Consider the following 19,882-nt stretch of genomic DNA (forward strand, 5'->3'; position numbering starts at 1 on the left):
GTAAACGGGTATGACCCCTTCTCAAGAGCCAGAGCCTTCTGAAGAGCTAGAGCCGGGGAGTGGCAGCAGTCGTCGCTGGCTGGCGGCTGGCCTGGTGGTGGGTACTGGGCTGGTGCTGGGCGGAGCGGTGGCTCTCGGCGGCTGGGTTTGGAGCCGCAATCACCTTGCCCCTTGGCTGTCGGCACAGCTGTCTGAAACCTTAAGCCGCCCGGTAGAGCTAGGGCCGGTGGAGCGAGTCGGTCTGTCTGGGGTACGCCTGGGGCCGTCGACAATTCCGCCCACGCCGACAGACCCAGACACGCTATCGCTAGAGGCGATCGAGGTGCGTTTTAGTCTGCTAGATCTGTGGCGACGAGAACTGCCGATCAGCCTCACCCTCGAACAGGGCAACCTCTACGTAGAGCAAAACGCCGACCGGCAGTGGTTTGATCTAGACATTGACCTGCCCGATCGCGATCGGGATCGCGACCCGTTTGTGGATGCTAGGATTGCCGCCATCTATGTTACCGATGGGCAGCTCACCATGGTGCCCTACGTGGAAGGGGCTCTAGAGCCAGTGCAGGTGGCGATCGCCGATCTTCAGGGGCAGCTCCAGTTCAGCGATGCCCTGGTTGAGGTATCAGAGGCCCCAGAGGCACCCCTAGAAGCCCAGCAGCTTGACCTCAGCCTGAGCGGCAGCTCCATTCAGGGGGGCAGCCTCAAGCTCAAAGGGGCGGTGCTGTTGCCGCCGCCTCAAGATGCCCCCAGCGCCAGTGCCGATGCCACTGAGGTGCCTGGGCCTGGCTTGAGAGCTAACATTAATCTGCGCACCGAGGCGGCCAGAGCCACTGACATCCTGCCCCTAGTCGACTCCTTCTTGCCCAGTCCGCTGCCGGTGCAGTTTCCTACGGGCGTGGTGAGCGGCCAGGTTGATATTGAAAGTGGCCGTGGGGTGCCCACCCGCATTGTGGGCACCGCCCGCGTTGACGAGGCCTCGCTGATTACCCAGGGGCTTCCCGAACCCCTCGAAGACCTTCAGGGTGACGTGCGGTTTCAGGGCCGGGCAATTGAGTTTGAGGCGGTTACGGCTCGCCTTGGGGCGCTGACCGCCGAGGCGGGCGGCACCCTAGACCTTGACACCGGCTATGACTTCAGCGGCCAGGTCAAGCCGTTTACCATTGCCCAGGTGACTGAGCTGTTTGATGTGGCGCTGCCGGTAGCCACGGCGGGTAGCTTTTTAGCCAATGTCACCATGACTGGGCCGTTGAATCGGCCCATCATCGCTACCGACCTGATTTCCCAGGGGCCGGTGACGGTCGATCGAGTAGCCTTTGCCACTGTTGAAGCCAACACGACGCTGCGCGGGCGCAACCTAGCCATTGACCGGGTGCAGGTGCTGCCCCAGGCCGGAGGAGCGATCGCCGGCAGTGGTCTGCTGAGCTTGGGCCAACCGGGGCAGCTGTCGCTGTCGCTGCGCGGTGACCAACTGCCTGCCGATGCTCTGGGTCGTCCCTACGGCCTGCCCGAGACCCTGGCACTGGGGCCAGTATCTACCGAGGTTGCTATCGACGGCCCGCTGGGGCAGCTGACCGGCAGTGCCCGCTGGCGCGCCCCCATGGGCACCTATCCGGCCCAGGGCACCATTGCCCTGGCCGACAACGCCCTGCGCTTTACCGATACGTTTGTGCAGGTGGCCGGGGGCACTGTGGTCGGCGACGGTACCCTGACCCTGGGCGATCGCCGCTGGCAAGGTACCGCCCGAGCCGTGGGGCTACAGCTCGATCGGCTGGGTGCTACCGCAGGCGGGGTGGTCAACGGTGAGGCCCAGTTTGCCGGTCAACTCGATGGCACTGGTCTAGGCGGGGTCGAGGGGCGCGGCGTGGCCCAGGCCCAGGTGGCGGGGGGGCTGGTCACTGGCCGGGGCACCCTTAACGGGGGACAGTGGAACGCTGATGTGCGGGGGCAAGACCTGCAACTGCGGGCCTTTGCCCCCGATCTCCAGGGCAGTGCTGGCGGCCAGTTTCGCTTCACAGGCACCACCGACGATCTCACCCTGGCGGGCATTCGAGGAGAAGGGCAGGCCGTGCTGTCTGACGGATTAGCTACCGCTGCTGGGCGCGCTCCGCAACTGGCTCAGGTGCGATCGCCCTTGACCGCCGATCTAGCCTGGAATGGCCAGTCGGTGCTGGTGCGGCGTGCCACCACTGCCGGTGTGCAGGCCGACGGCTTTGTCACGCCCAGCTTCGGTGGCCCAGGGGGGCTGGCGATCGCCAATCTCGACCTCAACCTCAACGTGGATGGGTTTAGTCTGGCGGCGCTACCGGTGCCAGAGATCATCCCCTTGACAGGGCTAGCTTTCTTTAATGGTCGCCTGCGGGGGCAGCCCGGTGCCCTCGCTCTCAACGGCAACGCCTCCCTAGTGGAATTTAATGCGGGCGGTTTGGCCTTTGCCTCGCCCCTCAGCGGCCCGGTCACCTTTGCCCAGGGTGGGGCGCTAGCGGTCGATCTCACCGGCAGTGGCGACAACCGCATCTACGTGGAGACCGCCGGGGGCAGCCGCGATCTCGATTTCGAGGTAGTCAGCGATTTTGGCGATGTCCGGCGGCCCAGTGCTTTGGCCACCGGTTCCCTGCGGGGAGACGATCTGACGGCCACCATCCGCAACCTACCGCTGCAAGGTCTCACCCTGCCCCAGAGCGGCTTGCAGGGTCTCGGCACCGTCAGCGGCACCGTCACCTCGGCCACCGTCGTCGCCAACCTGCGCCAGCCGACCCTGAGAGCTACCTTTGATATTGAAGATCCGGGCCTGGGGTATCTGAGTTTGCCGACGGCTACTCTACCCGCCGCCGCTGACACCACGACCCTGACTCCCCCGCTGGATGGTGCGGTGCCTCCCGATCGCCCCATTGCCATGGAAACTCGCTACGGCCAGCTGCAGGGCACGGTGACCTACGCCGACGGAGTGGTGGGGCTGGTGGGCGTCGCCCTAGAGTCGGCCTCGGGGCTGAGTCGCTACCTGGCCAGTGGTACCTATACCCTGGGCGCTGAGCCCCAGCTCAATGGCGAACTGGCCGTCGAAAATGGCCAGATTCAAGACATTCTCAAAACCCTGCTGATTTTTGAACGGGCCGATTTTCGCGCCAACTTACTTCAGCCGCCGCCGTGGTTCCCCAGTGGGGAAGTAGACCTGACCTCTCTAGAGCAGGTGAGTCAGGTGGGCGATCGCAATGCTAGTCTGCTCGACCAGCTGCGCCGCCTGGCCGAAGTCCTCGAACTGCAAGATTTGCTGGCGGCCCAAGCCGATACCGCCGCCTTCCCACCCCTGGAGGAGTTTGAAGGCAGTTTTTCGGGTCGGGTAACCGCCAACGGCCCCCTTTCTAGCGAGCTGGCCATTGCCTTTGACCTGGCCGGAGACAACTGGCGCTGGGGCGACCCGACCCGCCAGGCTAACAGCTATAGCTATCGCATCGACGAGGTCATTGCCCAGGGCAGCTACCAAGATGCGGTGCTCCAGCTCAACCCGGTCAGCCTGCGATCGGACTTCTCTCAATTTTCGTCCACTACTGAAGCCGGTGTGGCCCTGGCCACCCTCAACGGCGAGTTTAGCCTCAACCCCGATGACTCTGTAGCGCGCACCCTGCGCCTTGAGGTCAGCGATGTGCCGATGAATGCGATCCGCCAGCCCCTGCGGCTGCCCGACAACCTCGACGGTCTCATCAACATTGGGGCCACCCTCACCGGCAACCGGGCCGAGCCTCAGGTGCGCGGTCAGCTGGCGGTGAATGAGGCCACCATCAACCGTCGCCCTATCGACCTGGCGGCGGCCAGCTTTGGCTATCAAGAGGCCCGGCTCAATTTGCTGGGCCGCATGGCCATTCAGGAGCAGATCGATCCCCTGGTGCTGGTGGCCAGCGTGCCCCTGATCTTGCCCGGCGTCGCCCAAACCCCAGCTACCGACACGGTCAATGTCGACCTGCGCCTGCGGGATGAGGGCTTTGCTTTGGTCAACCTATTTACCCAGAGCATTGCCTGGGAGTCTGGCCCGGCTAGCCTCGATCTGGCGGTTCGGGGGCGGTGGCCCCAAAATACCTCGCCCCTGGTAGCGGTTTCTACCCTGGCGGTGACCGGGGCTGCCAACCTAGAGGGGGTAACTATCAGCGCTCGCAGCCTGCCCGAGCCGCTGACCAACCTGCGGGGCGTGGTCGAGGTGGCAGACCTAGACTTTGCCGTGGGCGATCGCACGGTGGTCAACAGTGGTCTGGTGCTTGATTTTCAAGATCTGCGTGGCGACTTTAGCGACGGTGAGGTCGTGGCTGAGGGCAAACTGCGGCTGCTCGCGCCGTTTTTGCCCAGCAGCACCCCCTGGCTCAACGGTGAGCCCAATGACGACGCTGACGGTGAGCTTGGGGAGGGCACTTCTCCTCCCCAAGACGATCGCTTTAGGCTTAGCCTTGACAACATTGCCCTCGACTTGCGCAGCCCTGCGGGTACCTACCGGGGCCAGGTCAACGGCAATTTGGTGGCCGATGGCAGCGTCTTTTTTGAGCCGCCCCTGACCATCGATGGGGCTATTCAGCTGTCGGATGGATTGCTGACGCTGCCAGAAACCCCCGAAAGAGACGGCACGACCACGGCTGCCTTTACCCCTACCCCAGAGACGGGCGACTATAGCCCCAACCCCCTCGACCTCAACGACTTTAAGCTGGTGCTGGCAGACAACGTTCGTCTGGCCATTCCTGGCATCGTCGATGTGCGGGCTGAGGGCAGCCTCAATCTGCGGGGGACGGTGCCAGCGGTCAAGCCCGATGGTCGTATCAATCTGCCCTCGGGGCGCATTAATTTGCTGACCACCGAGTTTCGGCTCACGGGTAACGAAAACTACGCTGAGTTCAGCGATCTCGATGAGGTAATCGACCCCTTGCTGGTGGCCACCCTGTCGGCGATCGTGCCCGACAGCGCGGCGGCGGGCAATACCCTGGCGGTGGCGACGCCCTTTCCGCGCAATGAGATCAGTGCTTCCGTGATTGACCAACTGGGGCTGACCCAGGGCGGGGTGCAAACCGTGCGTATTCGAGCCAGCGTCAATGGTCGGGCTAGCCGCGTGGTGAATCTCCAGGATGTGGAGCTGTCGAGCACGCCGCCGCGATCGGATAGCGAAATTATTGCCCTAGTCAGCGGTGGCTTTCTCGCTGCTCTAGAGTCTACTGTGGGCAGCGTATCTGGCGGCGGCGATGGTTTTCAGGGGCTGCTGGCCTTTGCCGGGTCAGCCCTGATTAACAACCTGCAAAACCTGCTGGGCAACGGCCTCGATCGCACCGAGTTGAGGCTGTTTTCGGCTTCGCCACCAGGGGGGCAGCAGGGCAATGCCATTGACATTGGCGGTGAGGTGGGGTTCAATCTGTCGCCCAATATCTCGGTGTCGGTGCAGAAAGTGTTTACCAACGTCACCCCGGCGTTGTTTAGCGTGCGCTACCGCATCAACGACCAGTTCACCCTGCGGGCGGTCACCAGCTATGAGCAGTTCAACGAAAACACCGGGGCCGTTTTGGAATTTGGCTTCTAGGGTGTTGTGTCTGGGGAATTGCGGCGGCATCGCCAGGACTGGGGGCGTCTGCCTCGATCGGGTAAGGTTAAAGGCAGTGATTTCTCAGCCCTGACTCCTACCAGATACCCAACTGCCTAATTCTATGGATCCAAAGTTATCTCAGCCTTCCCAGTCTCCATCCCCCGCTCCTGCTGAGGTTGGGGAGTCCCCGGCCTCGGCGGGGACTAAGGCGGGGTGGCGATCGCTGTGGGCTGATCAGCAGGGCAATCTGCGGGTGCTGGCGATCGCCCTGATCGTCGCCCTCACCGTGCGGGTCTTCATCGCTGAGCCCCGCTACATTCCCTCCAATTCGATGGATCCGACCCTGTATATTGGCGATCGCCTGCTGGTAGAAAAGGTCAGCTACCGTTGGCAGTCGCCCCAGCGGGGCGATGTCATCGTCTTCGCGCCGCCGCCCCAGCTCACCCAGCTGGGCTACGAATCGGGCCAGGCTTTCATTAAGCGGGTAATTGGCGTGCCCGGCCAGGTGGTGCAGGTGCGCCAGGGCCAGGTAGTGGTCGACGGCGCGCCCCTGGAAGAGCCCTATATTTTAGAGCCACCCGCCTACGCCATGAACCCGGTGCTGGTGCCCGAGGGCCAGGTGTTTGTCATGGGCGACAACCGCAACGACAGCAACGACTCCCATGTGTGGGGTGGGCTGCCCCAGGGCAATATCATCGGTCGCGCCCGCTGGCGGTTTTGGCCCCTCGATCGCTTTGGCCCTGTGCGCTAGGGCCGGTTTTTGTCCTGTTTTATGCAAGGGCAGGGTTTAGCCCTGGTACCCGGCTAGAAAATGCCTGCCTCTAGCCGTTTTGCTTCCTGGAGCTTGGTTTGTAGGTAGTCGCGACCCGCCTCAGAGTGCACAATCGGCACGGTTTCTAACAGGGCTGGGAAAAATAGCTCGCCCCAGCTGTCGGGCAGGGGGCAGCGGGTGCTGCCCCGGCGCAGCACCACTCGCTGGGTGGCATCGTCCCAAACAAAGGCGGTGGCGGCCCCCAGGGCGATCGCTCGAAAGTAGTTTTGGTTGGGGCAGCTAGCCGGGTCGGCCCCATTGAGCGCAGGCGATCGCCGACTCGGCAGCGCCACCGGCTGAAAGCCAACCCGATAGTCGTGGGCCTGCACCCCCAGCCGCGTTGCTTCGAGGTGTACGCCCTCAACCCCGACCGCAAACAGCAGGTCGCGGCGGAACTGATCGCTGGGAAAGCCTACCCCCTGAAGCGAACTAGGCAGCTGAGCCCGCTCTACCCCCGCCGCCAGCAGTGCCCCAGTCAGCAAAATGCGCTGAAAGCCGGGCACATCCCACTCGGTGATCAGCCCGTGGGTCAGGGCCGATCGGTAGAGCCGTTCGAGGGCGCGCAGGCGGGGCGCATCGGCGACATCCACGGCGATCAGCTCCTGCACGTTGAGGGTCTCCTGAGCGTAGGCCCGCAGCGATGCCTCGGTGCCGCCGTAGACCGAGATATCGGGCGCTTCGCGCAGGTAGATGGCCAGGCTGCGCCGAAAGGTTTGGTACCGAGGGTCGCCGGGGTTGGTTGGGGAAAAGGCCTGATCGATCAACCCGGCCAGATGGGCCTGAAACCCTACTGCCTGCTTGATGGCGGCGCTGACGCCGATATCTTCTCCAGCGGTGATCAGGGCGGCGTAGAACGCTTCGTGCAGACCGGCCCCCTGTTGGGCCAGCTGGCGGTAGACGGTCATGTCGGCGGCGATCGCCCCCATCTGCCCCGCGAGCCGGGGCTCTTTTTTCGCCAACAGCGACCAAAAGCGGGGGCTAAAGGCATGGTCTTTGAGCAGGGCAAACACAATGCGATCGCCCTCAGCATCCTCAAACCCGTGCAGCAGCTCCAGCAGCAGCAGGCGGCTGTTTTGGTAGGCCTGCTCCAGACTGTAGCCCGCCTTCTCCTGACGCGAGACCATCACTGACAAGCTGTTGCCGCCGGTCAGGTGAGCCGCCCCGCCCGGAAACAGGCGCTGGCCCATGCCCACGGCAGCCCAGTCGCGATCGCTAAAGCCAATTAGGGCAAAGCCCAGGGCCGATTTATGTTCCACCGACAGGGTCTGCATGCGCTCGGTAATTGTGGCTCTCAGGGCCTGTTTTTCGCGCTCGTTTTGCTCAATGGCCACCGCCAGCGATCGCAGCCGCTCGGGGTAGATGCCCTCTCCCTGAATCTGCACCATACCCAGAGCCAGGGCGATCGCCCCCTCCTCAGCCCCCACGGTGACATTGGGAATTTTTGACATCAGCTCCGGCGTGCTCGACAGCTGCCGACTGGCTAACGAGGTCGAGGCATCGAGCTGCCTCAGCACTGCCCATCTCGCCCACTGCCCCACCAGTCCTGGCTGGGCCAGCAGGGGGCGGGCCAGCAGCTGCACCATCGACAGCAGCTGTTCGTCAGCCCAAAACGACCCCACTCGGCCCGCCCCGCTGGTAATCGGGCGAGCGTCGGGGTGGCGCAGCAGCGGATCGTGCAGGGTGCGCAGGGAATGGTCGAGCATCCACAGCGACTCTGCTGGGTCTAGCCCCGCCACCCGACTCGACTCGGCATAGACCGGGGCAAAGTAGTCTCGAAAAAAGCGATCGGTGTTGAAGCGATCGCCCTGGCGGTAGGAGGCGAGCTTGCCCTGGGCCAAATCGGCAGCGATCGCAGTGACGTAAGGGTTAGTCTGCAAAAACCAGAAAAACTTGCGGTCTAGGGCTGTGCCCAGATGGGCGCGAGCGCTGTAGTAAGCCCCCTCCGACAGGGGGGGCACCACGGTGCCGTCGGTGAGGGTGATCCAAGCCCCGTCGCCGCCAAACCGGTAGGTGGCCCCCTCGATCGGGCCAACCCAGTCGCGGGGGGGCAACCCCTGAGCTTGCAGTCCCAGGGTCAAGGCCAGCAGACCCAGATCCACCACCAGGTGCCCCGGCGGGGCCAGGGCTGGGTTGGGCTGTAGATCTACCATTGCCTCGCGGTTTGAGCCGGTGATGCGGGCCATACCCTGCCACGGCTGAGCCGGGTCTACGGGAATGCGATCGCCCAGCAGCGCCTTTAGATCGGCCCCGGCTATAGGGGCCACCTGGGCGGTAAAGTCGTAGCCGGTTTGGCGATCGAAGCGGCCAGTCGCCGCGATCGCCAGGGGGCCAACGCGCAGCTGACTGTCGGTCAGGCTCACCCGCTGCCCGCCAAAGGTGAGAGTGCCCTGGAGGTGGTCAATGGGCTTTGACAGCTGGTTGATCTGCCCCTGGCCGTCGCGCACCATGGCCGTCCCCGTTAGCTGCCAGTCAGTGGGCGACAGCAAGCTGGTCAACGGGGCACTCAGGGTCAGGGCGCTGTCAAGACTGCCCGCCGCGATCGCCATCGTGGTGGGCAACACCGGGTTAAATGCGGCTAGGGGAAGGCGCTGGGTGTGGGTCTTGACCTGTAGCGATCGCCCCTCCCAGTCCACCACGCCGCTGAGTTGAAAACGCCCCTGCTGGATCTGCCCGGTCAGATCTAGGGCGAGAGGAGCCTGGCCTGTCGGGCGATGCAGCTGGGCCTGGAGCCCAGCTAGGACAATGCCAGGGCGAATCGTGCCGTCCTCAGCGAGACGGGGCCGCAGGGTCAAGCTGCCGTCTTCGATCTGAAGAGTCGAGAGGGCGGTGAGGGCGGGGGGGAAGGCCAGTCCATCCCTCAGCCCATCGTCTCCGGTCAGCAGGCTATCCTCTGGGCTGGGAAGGGCTACCCAAAAATCGGGCTGCACCAGCGTTACCGTCGCCCGCAGGCCCTGCCGCTGCCGCAGAGCCGACCAGTCTAACCCCACCACCACGGCCTCGACCTGCCCTGCCAGGCTCTCACCGTCGGCCATGGGCAGGTGGGTGCGCCCCAACCATAACCCCCGATGCGAAAGGCCGCGCCAATGCCCCAGATGAAGCGATCGATTCAAAGTTGTTGCGATCGCCTGTTCTACCCTACCGTGAACATATTGAAAAACCAGTACGCTGCCTAGTACAAATCCAGCCAATGCTCCCGGTATAGCAACCTGCTTTATTAGTTTGATCGGTCTAAGCGATCGCCGGCGAGGAATATTACGGTAGGCAAGGGACATAGAACTGACACAGGAAGATCAGCCGACAAGGGTATCAATAACCTCTTTGAAATTCCGTAAAGTTATTTGAACTGTTGCTAGGTAAATCTAAATAGCAGTCCTATTTGTTATGACCTGTCTACATCGGCAGCCTGGTTTTGCTAAGGAAAGTATGGTGCGAGCTTAGCCTCAGCCATGCTGAATAGCTTGCTCTAAGGAGACATGCTCAAGTCGCTATACTCTTGCCCAGACTGGATTATGGCCGTTAGCGCCAATCTTGAAGCATGAAGCGGGAAGCCTTGCCTTAAAGATTGAAGTTACATCAATACAGCAAACTTCTGCTGCCCTTATTCAGTAACGACAGTGGCAGCTAGAAGTAGTCCCTTGAATTTTGATGCCAAAGACGACTCTTAAGTATTGAGAGCTTAAAAAGCGATCGCACCGGCATAAGATTCAAAAATTAACGCTTCCTGAGCCTAATACGGTTTTGTCTAGAGAGAAAATATGTATTATTAACATAGTGTTTGTTCCCTAAAAGCAAAGAAATTCTCTAGACATTTCAGGTATTTGGAGAACTTTTTCCATCTGCCAAGGGTTGACACTGAGGTAAATCATGAAACTTTCTTTCACCAGGCAATCGAGCTACTTGGCGGCAGGCTGTCTTGCCGGTTTTCTGGCCGCTACAGGATTTTCTCCGCTCTTTGCGGTTCTAGCCGCTAGAAACCCGTTGACATCCCACGACGATCTCTCTGAGGTACAAGCCTATATTGGTGAATGCCGACGAGTTATACCTGCCAACGGCTCAGTCGCCGTGTATGACAACACTGACCTCGACAAAAACCCATCCACCCGCATCGGCACCATTCGCGCAGGCACGACCATGCGTTTGACTGGAGTACTTCGGGGGGACGGTGATGACACCATTCCTACTGTCGCTCAGGTCTTCTTGCCTGGCAGCAGCTTTACGACTAATCGCCTCGTTGGCTGGGTCGATGCCAGCAAAATTACGTCGTGGCCCTGTAATCAGCAGTAGCACCGGCCATTTTCTCTGAGACACGCCCGTTGTTCGAGTGGTCTGCCAAGACTAAATGTATAGGCTGAGTGGCGCGACAGCATAACCCAGCAAGACTCACTACTGCTGGGTTTTGCCTCGTTCCACCCAATCGACGTAAGCCCTAATCTTTAGTTGTGGCACTGCGATAAGGCCACCACTAAAGGACTACTCGCTGTAAAAGGTCTCTAGGCTGGTGCGATCGCCTACAAAGCGCCAGTGCCAGGGCTCAAACGCCACCCCCTGAAAGTTGTCGGGCGGAAACGACAGCTCATAGCCGTAGCGCACGGCGTTGGCATCTAGCCACTGGTAGGCGCGGGTATCAGCAAAGCCTTCATCGAGGTGGGTGCCCGACTGGTCGCCGTCTCCCACGTCAACGGCGTAGCCCGTATGGTGCTCGCTGTAGCCTGGGGGGGCACTGACCTCTGCGCGGGTTTGGGCGTCTTGGCCCCGCTGGGCTTTGAGATTGAAGAAAATCGTCTCCTGTTCGGCCTGGGAGCGAAAACCTGAGAGCGGCGCTAGGCGAATGCCTTCCTGGGCAGCGGCTTGGGCCATAGCCTCATACTCGGCGGCGGCGGCACTACGCAGGCGAATGCTGCTATTGGCGCTGAGGGCGACTAGGTCATCTTCTGGAGCCTCAGCAAAGGCGCGATGGCCCAGCAGTAGACCCCGGCTGGAGGGGGCTAGCTGCACGGCGCGATCGAGATCTGTGGGGGTAGTACCAGTGCCGTCGACTGCCTCAGACGGTCGATTGACCATGGCCTCAAAGGGCCGAGTAAACTCTGTCGAAGAAAACTGGGCAGTTTGGTACCAGGCCACGATGCCCCCCGCCGCCAGAGCCAACAGGGCTAATCCAACAATGCGGCGCAGCCGCTGCGTACGACGGAGCCACAATGGTGGTGCTGCATCGTACAGAGGCACATCGCGAGCAGCTTGAGGAATGTCATCAATGGGGGGCATAGTCGCTGGCTAGAAACCCGTCAAAACTCAACCCATTATGGCCTGCGAGAGTCCTATCGTGTCATCCAACTGCCCCGCTAGCTGAATCCCATAATCCTGGTTCCCCAAAGGCCAAATTCTAGGGGCGCATGACATGCACTCTGCCGAATCGGGAGTTTCTAAGCAGGACTGGGTACAAGACCCTGGAGTTGCGTTCTATGGTGCAAACAATAAACCTCGTCGCAGGCAAGTCACCTAGGCTTGGCAGTTAGCTGAGGTCGCTGATATCGTCCAGGCTATCTAGCAGGTCGTCTGAGGTGGCTTCAGGGGGTGTGGCATTGAGCAGGGCGTCTAGATCGATGGTGTCAGCATCAAAAGTCGAATCTAGGGCACCAGCCCCAAAACTTGAGTCTAGGGGGTCGGCATCAAAACTCGGGTCTAGGGCACTCGCATCAAAACTCGGGTCTAGGGCACTCGCATCAAAACTCGCATCTAGGGCTAGATCACCTGGGTCACTGGCTAGCTCGTCATTTAGCAGTGCGGCCAACTCCAGATCGCCAGGGTCTGTCGGGGCGGGTGCTAGGGGCTGGTCGATCTCTAGATCGCTGCTCAAACCCGTGGTGGCCCCAGCTGCTTGGGCGATCTCGTTGGCGGCGGCGATCGCCTGATCTAAATCTAGCTCCTCAGGTTCAACCCCTAGAGGGCTCTCACTGGGGGCGCTAGCCTGCATGAGCTCCAGACGGGCTTCGTAGCTCTGGGCTAGCTCCTGGGTACGCTGGGTCAGCTCATCCTGGTAGTGCTCGATCTTCTCGGCTAGCTTTTGCTCATACTCTGCTCGCAGAGCTTCCTCTAGCTCTCGTCGCAGGTTTAGCTCTAGCTCTTCGACCGAGATCGATGCCGCCTCTGAGGACGGGGTCGCCGTAGCGGTGAGCTGTACCCGCGCTTCATAGTCTTGCTCCATCTGAGCCAGGCGCTGGGCCATGTCGTCTTGATACTCGGCAATGCGTTCGGCTAGGCGCTGGTCATACTCCGCTTGAAGACGAGCTTCTAATGCTGCTAGATCAACGCTTTCATCGGTGGTGGACAATTCGGGCATCAGTGCTCCCAGGCCAACGCTGCTGGTCGTTTGGGTCAGTTGGGCCTGGTCTTGGTAATAGGCGGTTTCTGAAGGGATCGCTGCGCGAAGTGCCTCGGCCAGACGTTGGTCGTACTCTTGTTGGATCTGCGATCGCACCTCTACCAGCTTGGCCTGCAAGTGCTGCTCATAGGCCTGCTGTACCTTAGCCGCCACCTCTTTGAGCCGGGCTTCGTACTGCTTGCGAATGCGTTGCTCGACCGTGCCGTCTACCACCGCCGGAGAAGCTTCCTCCACAAGGCCCTGGCGAGATCGATACTCGGCCTCAAGCTGGCTCCTCTGAGCATCCATCTGAGCCTGATACTGCTCCATTTTTTCGGCCAGAAGGACTTCGTAGTCCCGTTGCAGCTGCTCGGTGGCCTCGCGCAACCGCTGCTCATGCTGGTCTTCTAAATCGTCTTGATGGCGCTGACTTTGCTGCAGAGCCTCGGTTAGCTCATTGACCTGTCCCTGGCGCAGGTAATAACCCACGATCACCGCTAGCAGCAGCCCAATTAAGAGAGCAACAATCAGACCTTGCGTAAGTTGAGGCATGGTTACTTATTCCCCGGTAGAACTAACTAAAAGACGAGCTATACGGCATCTGTGCCCGAGGGGCAGAAACCCATCTGCTACCTCGCCTCAGCAGTCCTTACAGTGCAATCGACGATTAATGATATACGCTGCTCCCAGTTTATGATCTGCAACTTTGCCCTGACTGGACTGCCTATGAACTGAGTTGCCTATGAAACAGTTTATGACCAGAGCCAATCTCGACTCTGCATGCCCTCGGGGTCATCCCCTACAATAGATGTACAGCGAAGAAGGGAGTCTACCTTCACTTGAGATCGCTGGCGTACTTTGCCGCTATCCCCTACTGCCTTGCTTATGACCCAGTCCTTCCCCCTCCAGCCTGCTGCTGTTACCAATGCCATTGATGCCGCGCCTGCTGCCTCAGTAGACCAAGACGCTCTCAATCTGGCCTACGCCATTGCTGCCGCTGCCGACGAACGCAAAGCTGGCAACATCACAATTTTGCAGGTGGGGGATGTGTCGTATCTGGCTGACTATTTCGTAGTGGCCACAGGATTTTCGGCGGTGCAGGTACGGGCCATCACTCGCTCTATCGAAGCCACCCTTGAAGCCGATTGGCACCGCCGTCCGCTGCGGGTCGAGGGGCAGGGTGAAGGCACCTGGATCGTCATGGACTACGGCGAGGTGATTGCCCATATTTTTATGCCCGAAGCCCGAGATTTCTACGACCTAGAGGCCTTTTGGGGCCATGCTAACCAGATTGTCTACCAGCCTTCAGGCCAGCACTTTAGCCCCTCCCAGTTCTAGGTCAAAGCCCATTCCAGACTCGTCAATCGCCCCCCAATTGCCCCACAAAAATTGCTAAATGATTCCTATTGGTGGGCAATTCGTTTAGGCTAGAGCTAGATTTTCGCAGTGTCGGTGGCAATGCCTCAGCGATGTCCGGTACCGGCTGAACAACAGCCTATCAACGAATATCAAGATGTGCGAGAGTCCTGGTTTTATGGCTGGGGCAGTCGTGATCTGACCGGTTACCTCAAGCCAGTCGTCATTTTGTGGTTGGTTGGTTGGGCTGTGGCAGGGCCAATGGCGGCAGCCAGCTTCGTTCCTGCTAAACATCCAGTCACCTTTGGCCTGAGTGCTGCTATGGGGGCGCTCGTGCTGCCCATGCTGACCCTGCTACAGCTCTATGTAGGCTGGGCCCACGTGGGTGGACGGCTGCGACAAACCACGGTGCCCTACGAAGAATCTGGCTGGTACGATGGCCAGCTCTGGGTTAAGCCCGAAGAGGTATCCAACCGCGATCGCCTCATCGTAGACTACCAGGTGCAGCCGGTGCTGCGCCGCATTCGCCGCACCCTGGGGGTGATTGCGCTGCTATTAGCCCTAGGCCTGATCGCCTGGCCTCGGGCCTGAGGGCTCACCAGCCTCACTCACTCTATTCACCTTCCAGAGCATTCCCTATGACCAGCAGTCGGGTTAGTCGGCACCAAACTAAAGAGCTAGAGATTCAGCTGCTGCGAGAAGGCATTGTAGAGTCTAACCATCTGGCTCACGTGGCCGTGTGCGACAACCGGGGGCGCACCCTATCGGTGGCGGGCAATAGCGAGTTGGGCACCTTTATTCGCTCTGCCCTCAAGCCCTTTCAGGCGCTGGCGGTGACGGCGGCAGGGGCGCTAGAGCGCTACCGGCTCGACGATCGCGATCTGGCCATCATGTGCGGCTCCCACCAGGGAACCATCGAGCAAACCCGTCAGGCGTTTCACATTCTCTGGCAGGCCGACCTCGACCCCACGGCCCTGCGCTGCCCCATCCCACCGGGCAAAAAAAGCCCTCTAGAGCACAACTGCTCGGGCAAACATGCCGGTATGCTGGCGATCTGTCAGCAGCGCAACTGGCCCCTAGAGAGCTATCTCGATCGCAACCACCCGGTACAAAAGCTGATTTTGGGCCGCGTCTCAGAGCTGCTGGGCATGCCCCCCGACGAGTTTATCTGCGCCCACGACGACTGCGGTGCTCCCACCTACTTTATGCAACTCAGCCAGATGGCGGTGCTGTTTGCCATGCTGTCGTCGGGTAGCAACCTCGATATGGAGCGCATTGTGCGAGCCATGACCAGCCACCCCAACCTGGTGGGTGGCCCCGACAGCTTTGACACCACCCTGATGGAGCTGACCAACGGTGCCCTGGTAAGTAAGTCGGGAGCCGAGGGCATTCAGTGCATTGGCCGGGTGGGTGAGGGGCTGGGCGTCTCGATTAAGGTGGTCGACGGCGCGCGGCGGGCCAAGTATGCCACCGCCATCTTTACCCTCCGCCAGCTCGGCTGGATCTCACCCACCGTTGCTGACACCCTGGCCGAAACCTACATGGAACTTGGCAAATTCACTCGCCTAGACGTAGTCGGCGATCTGCCGATGATGTATTAATTCCAAATCACATACCTACGATTCAAAATCGCCTGGTAGGGCGTATTGCACTGCAATGCACCTACAAATTGTGCGTATACAGATAGGACTTCGTATAAGGACAATTCTGACAAAGAAAAGCTCCAAGGATTTCGCTGCCTTTAAAGGGCGCAGGCCCTGCGCCCCTACATGGGGGTATCTTCTTTTCCAGAGATTTCCTTAGCTCAGATGAACCATAGCCGGGATGGGAGCAGGCCGCTCGGGTTCTACTGCCGTCTCGATCAGCCCGCCGCCCAGCACTCGGTCACCGTCGTACCACACGGCAGCCTGGCCGGGGGTGACACCAAACTGCGGCTCGTCAAACACCAGCCTCACCCGCCCCGTCGGGTTCTCCGGCTCCAGAGGGATCAGCGTCGCGCCTACCGCCTCGCTGCGGTAGCGGATCTGTACTGACACGGGCAGTGGCTCTGCTGGGGCGACCATAGAGACCCAATTGACCCGCTGTACGGTGCAGTCGGGCCAATGGGCGTCGCTGCGATCGGCCACAATTACGTGGTTTTTGCCCTGGTCAAAGCCCACCACGTAGAGGGGGTTGGCGGCAGCAATGCCCAGGCCTTTGCGCTGGCCAATGGTGTAGTGGTGAATGCCGGTATGCTGGCCGAGAATGCGGCCTGCCGTATCGACAATGTCGCCGGGCTTGGGGGCTAGGTATTTATCCAAAAAGGTCTGCATCGAGCCGTGATGCTCGATTAAGCACAGGTCTTGGCTATCGGGTTTGGCAGCGGTGTGCAGACCCAGCTCGGCGGCAATGCGGCGGGTCTCGACCTTGGTCTGATGACCTAGGGGAAAGTCGCAGTGGGCCAAAATCTCTTGGGTGAGGTCGTAGAGAAAGTAGGACTGGTCTTTGCTGGGGTCAACGGCGCGGCGCAGCTCGTACCGACCTGTTTCATCGTTGTGGGTGATGCGGGCGTAGTGGCCAGTGGCGATGCGATCGCACCCCAATTCTGCCTTGGCATACTGCAACATCGGCCCAAACTTGACCGCCCGGTTGCACTGGGAGCAGGGCAAAGGTGTGATGCCAGTGCCGTAGCCCTCTACCAGGTAGTTGATAATCTCGCGCTCAAACACCTCGCGGCTGTCAACCACGTGGTAAGGAATGCCCAGCTCATCACAGAGCTTGGCGGCATCGACCATGCCCTCAGAACAGCACTGACCCTTGCCTTTCATTAGCCACAGGGTGAGGCCCACAACATCATAGCCCTGCTGATGCAGGGTGGCCGCCGCTACTGAACTGTCTACGCCGCCGGAGAGCCCGACTACAATTTTTGCCATGGCCAAACTGCTGTGCCTACGCCTGTAGAAAATGAACTGCTAAAGAAATAAATAGATAAAAGGCCGTGCGATCGCACAACCCACAGCCCCAGATGAGAAATGTCCAGTGAAAATTAGGCCGCTTCCTATTCTAGCTCACGGCCTTGAGCCAGTTGAGCACCTAGCATTGGTTCCGTCGGGCAGACACCAAACGGCGAGAGTATCTATGCTGCCATGTGTTTTAGAAAATAAGCTTTAGTGCCGAGCATCAGGCTGATACTCGGCACTAGAAACCCTCTCTACCTAAGCAAATCTAGCCGAACTATTCAGCTTCTCCGGCAGGCTCTAGGGGCTGGGCTTGCTGCCGCTGTAGAGCCTCCTGCTGAAGCTGGCGAAAGTTGGCGGCTTCAGTGTTGATATGCCCCCGCTGTAGGCGGTTAAAATCTTCCATGCTGGTGCCGTTGAGCAGAGTGGCCCGGTGAATCAAGTCGAAGGGGTTGATGCCGCCGCCAAAACTGTTGGGATTGGTATCAGCACTGCCAAACCCCTCGGCGGCATTGACGCGGGGAGCCTGAGTGGGGTCAGTACTTGCCGTTTGGGCCTGGGCACTTGGAGCAAGAGCTAGAAACCCAAGGGTAGCCAAAGCAGCTGCGGTTCGAACCATTTGAAGGGGGGAACTCATCGGAGCACTCCTTGACACCAAAAGAACAAAGGCATAAACAAAACAAAAAAGCCAGCCTAGAAGACTTTCTATACATCCATTGTAGTGGCTAACCTTGAGATCGCTGATGTTGCCCCAGCCAGCTGTCTAGGTGGAACATCAGAGACGCCTAGGCAATCCGGCGACGCAGCAGCGGCTGAATGAGCGCCAGGGCCAGCCCACAAAAGACTACCAGCACCCCGAGACAAGCCCCGAGAGACACTGCCGCAAAGGGAGTTTGTAACACGGTGCTGCCCAGGCTCCAAATTGGGTGCAGATAGACGTAGCGAATGGGCTCGATCGCATAGGTCAGCGGGTTGAGACTCGCCACCACCTGGAGCCAGCCGGGCATAAACTCCAGCGGCACCAGGGCGGTGCTAGAGAACAGCAGCGGCAGGTTGGTGACAAAAATCACGCCGATTAGCTCGATATGGCCCGGCAGAGCAAAGGTGAGGCCCAAACTCAGCGCCGTCACCCCCAGCACCAGGGTCATGACAATAAACAGCACCAGCAGCAGCCCCGGCAGGCTGGGCAGACCCGCCCCCAGCACCGCACTCAGCGCTAGAATCGCTGCCGTCTGCACCAGGCTCAGCGCCGCGATAAACAGCGCCGACGCCACCACAATCGAGTAGCGCGAGGCCAGAGGTGCCACCAAAAACCGGTTCAAAAAGCCAAACTCGCGATCGAACATCACCGGCAGACCCGCATTCAGCGCCCCGCCAAAGGCCGTAAAGACAATGATGCCCGCCCCTAGAAACTGGCCGTAGTTGCGGCTCTCGCCAAACAACCCCTCGGGCACATTCTGAAACAGCGCCCCAAACAGCACTAGCCAGATTAATGGCTGGATCACCCCCGCCACCAGCGTTGTGGGGCGGCGCTGAAGCTGAATAAACAGCCGCCGGGTCATGGCCAGGGTCTCTTGCAAAAAGGCTCCCGAGACCAGCCCCTGGGTTTTCACCAGGTCGGCCTTCCAGGCTTTGAGATCGGCATTGTGCAGGCTGGGGGCAGCCCCGTTAGCGGGTGCAGTGGGAATGGTAGTACTCATGGTGGTCTAGGCTCCCTTCATCGCTTGCTTTTTCTCTTGCTTTAAATCGCGTTGGCCTACGGCGGCCAGTTCGGCATCCATCAGGGTGCGGCCCGTGGCGGCTAGGTACACGTCGTCGAGGCTGGGGCGCGACTGGGCAATGCCAAACACGGGCAGATCGGCAGTCTTGAGGGCCTGCTGCACGGTCAGCAGCACGTCGGGCTGACGATCGACCACCAGGTTTAGCGAGTTGCCCTGGGCCTCGTTGACGATCACCTCGCGCACAAAGGGCAGCTCTGCCAGCATGCGCTGAGCTGCGGCAGCTTCGTCGTCGGGGGTAAATTCGCGGAGGCGCAGGGTGATGCGATCGCCCCCAATTTTGTCTTTTAGATCGCTCGGGGTGCCCGAGGCGATGACCCTGCCCTGGTCGATGATGGCCACGCGATCGGCCAGGGCGTCGACTTCTTCGAGGTAGTGGCTGGTGATCAAAATGGTGGTGCCCGCCGCCTTCAGCTGCCGCAAAAACGTCCACACCGCCGATCGCGTCTCAATATCGAGGCCCACGGTGGGCTCGTCGAGCACCAGTAGGTCGGGCTGGTGCAGCAGCCCCAGGGCCAGATCCAGCCGTTTTTTCAGGCCTCCCGAGTAGGTGCCCGTCTTTTTGTCGGCCCAGTCGCCCAGCTCGAGCAGGTCGATCATCTGGTCAATGCGGCGACCCGAGACCGCCCTGGGCATGTGGTAAATAGCAGCCTGGAGCTGGAGCAGTTCGCGCCCGGTGAGCACCTTGTCTAGGGCTACCTCCTGGGCGATATAGCCGAGATACTGGCGCACCAGCCGGGGCTGGTCGAGCGCCGAGATGCCCATCACCTCTAGGGTGCCGCTGTCGGGGGTGGCCAGGGTGCAGAGACAGCGAATGGTAGTGGTTTTGCCCGCCCCGTTTGGCCCCAGCAGACCAAAAATTTCGCCGGGCTCAATGGTGAGCGACACATCGCGCACCGCCGCCACCGATCCGTAGGACTTTTTTAGGTTTTGAATCGATACCGCTGCGCCCATCTGTAGAGGATCCCCAACTGTATTGGTGTCTACCTTTGTCATTCTACAGAACTCTACCGAGCCGGGGGCGAGCAGGCCAGTTTTGGTGCCGGCTCAGAGAGTAGAGGGGGAGAAGATCCGATAGGCTGGAGCCAGAGAGATTTT

At 60.4% G+C, this 19,882-nt stretch carries 13 protein-coding genes; 6 read left to right on the top strand and 7 right to left on the bottom strand.

Annotation, left to right across the window (positions count from 1 at the left end; translation table 11 throughout):
• The first annotated feature begins 10 nt into the window (after positions 1-10).
• Both AC0QKW_RS25590 and lepB read left to right on the top strand, forming a co-directional pair.
• The gene (locus tag AC0QKW_RS25590) at positions 11-5,542 is read left to right on the top strand and encodes a translocation/assembly module TamB domain-containing protein (RefSeq protein ID WP_473153949.1); all 5,532 of its coding nucleotides are present in this window, start codon (positions 11-13) and stop codon (positions 5,540-5,542) included.
• A 124-nt stretch (positions 5,543-5,666) separates the two neighbouring features.
• Entirely contained in the window at positions 5,667-6,296 is a 630-nt protein-coding gene (gene lepB, locus AC0QKW_RS25595) for a signal peptidase I (RefSeq protein ID WP_473153950.1), read from the top strand.
• Positions 6,297-6,349: 53 nt separating this feature from the next.
• On the opposite strand, the gene AC0QKW_RS25600 is transcribed toward lepB, so the two are convergent.
• Positions 6,350-9,388, bottom strand: coding sequence for a hypothetical protein (locus AC0QKW_RS25600; RefSeq protein ID WP_473153951.1), 3,039 nt, complete (start codon positions 9,386-9,388; stop codon positions 6,350-6,352).
• A gap of 832 nt (positions 9,389-10,220) precedes the next feature.
• Here AC0QKW_RS25600 and AC0QKW_RS25605 point away from each other — a divergent pair.
• Entirely contained in the window at positions 10,221-10,640 is a 420-nt protein-coding gene (locus tag AC0QKW_RS25605) for a hypothetical protein (RefSeq protein WP_473153952.1), read from the top strand.
• Positions 10,641-10,826: 186 nt separating this feature from the next.
• Here AC0QKW_RS25605 and AC0QKW_RS25610 read toward each other — a convergent pair whose 3' ends face one another.
• Entirely contained in the window at positions 10,827-11,618 is a 792-nt protein-coding gene (locus tag AC0QKW_RS25610) for a M15 family metallopeptidase (RefSeq protein ID WP_473153953.1), read from the bottom strand.
• A 247-nt stretch (positions 11,619-11,865) separates the two neighbouring features.
• Complete coding sequence (locus AC0QKW_RS25615) at positions 11,866-13,266, bottom strand: coiled-coil domain-containing protein (RefSeq protein WP_473153954.1); 1,401 nt, start codon at positions 13,264-13,266, stop codon at positions 11,866-11,868.
• A gap of 333 nt (positions 13,267-13,599) precedes the next feature.
• Between AC0QKW_RS25615 and rsfS the strand changes: the two genes are divergently transcribed.
• From rsfS to AC0QKW_RS25630, 3 genes are all read left to right on the top strand, one after another.
• The gene (gene rsfS, locus AC0QKW_RS25620) at positions 13,600-14,052 is read left to right on the top strand and encodes a ribosome silencing factor (RefSeq protein ID WP_473153955.1); all 453 of its coding nucleotides are present in this window, start codon (positions 13,600-13,602) and stop codon (positions 14,050-14,052) included.
• 120 nt (positions 14,053-14,172) lie between these two features.
• Complete coding sequence (locus AC0QKW_RS25625) at positions 14,173-14,661, top strand: CGLD27 family protein (protein ID WP_473153956.1); 489 nt, start codon at positions 14,173-14,175, stop codon at positions 14,659-14,661.
• Between the two features lie 47 nt (positions 14,662-14,708).
• Entirely contained in the window at positions 14,709-15,671 is a 963-nt protein-coding gene (locus tag AC0QKW_RS25630; protein ID WP_473153957.1) for an asparaginase, read from the top strand.
• 198 nt (positions 15,672-15,869) lie between these two features.
• Here AC0QKW_RS25630 and mnmA read toward each other — a convergent pair whose 3' ends face one another.
• From mnmA to AC0QKW_RS25650, 4 genes are all read right to left on the bottom strand, one after another.
• On the bottom strand, positions 15,870-16,982 hold the full coding sequence (gene mnmA / locus AC0QKW_RS25635; protein ID WP_473153958.1) for a tRNA 2-thiouridine(34) synthase MnmA: 1,113 nt from the start codon (positions 16,980-16,982) through the stop codon (positions 15,870-15,872).
• A 301-nt stretch (positions 16,983-17,283) separates the two neighbouring features.
• A complete protein-coding gene (locus AC0QKW_RS25640; RefSeq protein ID WP_473153959.1) occupies positions 17,284-17,643 on the bottom strand; it encodes a hypothetical protein in 360 nt (119 codons plus the stop codon).
• Positions 17,644-17,791: 148 nt separating this feature from the next.
• Complete coding sequence (locus AC0QKW_RS25645; RefSeq protein ID WP_473153960.1) at positions 17,792-18,706, bottom strand: ABC transporter permease; 915 nt, start codon at positions 18,704-18,706, stop codon at positions 17,792-17,794.
• A gap of 6 nt (positions 18,707-18,712) precedes the next feature.
• Positions 18,713-19,738, bottom strand: coding sequence for an ABC transporter ATP-binding protein (locus AC0QKW_RS25650; RefSeq protein ID WP_473154026.1), 1,026 nt, complete (start codon positions 19,736-19,738; stop codon positions 18,713-18,715).
• Positions 19,739-19,882: the final 144 nt, after the last annotated feature.

It is taken from the genome of Pseudanabaena sp. PCC 9330, from assembly GCF_055795045.1.

Coding starts and splice junctions, on each gene's coding strand:
- AC0QKW_RS25600 (WP_473153951.1), bottom strand. CDS start 9,388: ATGGCCGACGGTGAGAGCCTGGCAGGGCAGGTCGAGGCCGTGGTGGTG.
- AC0QKW_RS25610 (WP_473153953.1), bottom strand. CDS start 11,618: ATGCCCCCCATTGATGACATTCCTCAAGCTGCTCGCGATGTGCCTCTG.
- AC0QKW_RS25640 (WP_473153959.1), bottom strand. CDS start 17,643: ATGAGTTCCCCCCTTCAAATGGTTCGAACCGCAGCTGCTTTGGCTACC.
- AC0QKW_RS25590 (WP_473153949.1), top strand. CDS start 11: ATGACCCCTTCTCAAGAGCCAGAGCCTTCTGAAGAGCTAGAGCCGGGG.
- AC0QKW_RS25615 (WP_473153954.1), bottom strand. CDS start 13,266: ATGCCTCAACTTACGCAAGGTCTGATTGTTGCTCTCTTAATTGGGCTG.
- AC0QKW_RS25645 (WP_473153960.1), bottom strand. CDS start 18,706: ATGAGTACTACCATTCCCACTGCACCCGCTAACGGGGCTGCCCCCAGC.
- AC0QKW_RS25625 (WP_473153956.1), top strand. CDS start 14,173: ATGCCTCAGCGATGTCCGGTACCGGCTGAACAACAGCCTATCAACGAA.
- AC0QKW_RS25650 (WP_473154026.1), bottom strand. CDS start 19,738: ATGGGCGCAGCGGTATCGATTCAAAACCTAAAAAAGTCCTACGGATCG.
- lepB (WP_473153950.1), top strand. CDS start 5,667: ATGGATCCAAAGTTATCTCAGCCTTCCCAGTCTCCATCCCCCGCTCCT.
- AC0QKW_RS25605 (WP_473153952.1), top strand. CDS start 10,221: ATGAAACTTTCTTTCACCAGGCAATCGAGCTACTTGGCGGCAGGCTGT.
- mnmA (WP_473153958.1), bottom strand. CDS start 16,982: ATGGCAAAAATTGTAGTCGGGCTCTCCGGCGGCGTAGACAGTTCAGTA.
- AC0QKW_RS25630 (WP_473153957.1), top strand. CDS start 14,709: ATGACCAGCAGTCGGGTTAGTCGGCACCAAACTAAAGAGCTAGAGATT.
- rsfS (WP_473153955.1), top strand. CDS start 13,600: ATGACCCAGTCCTTCCCCCTCCAGCCTGCTGCTGTTACCAATGCCATT.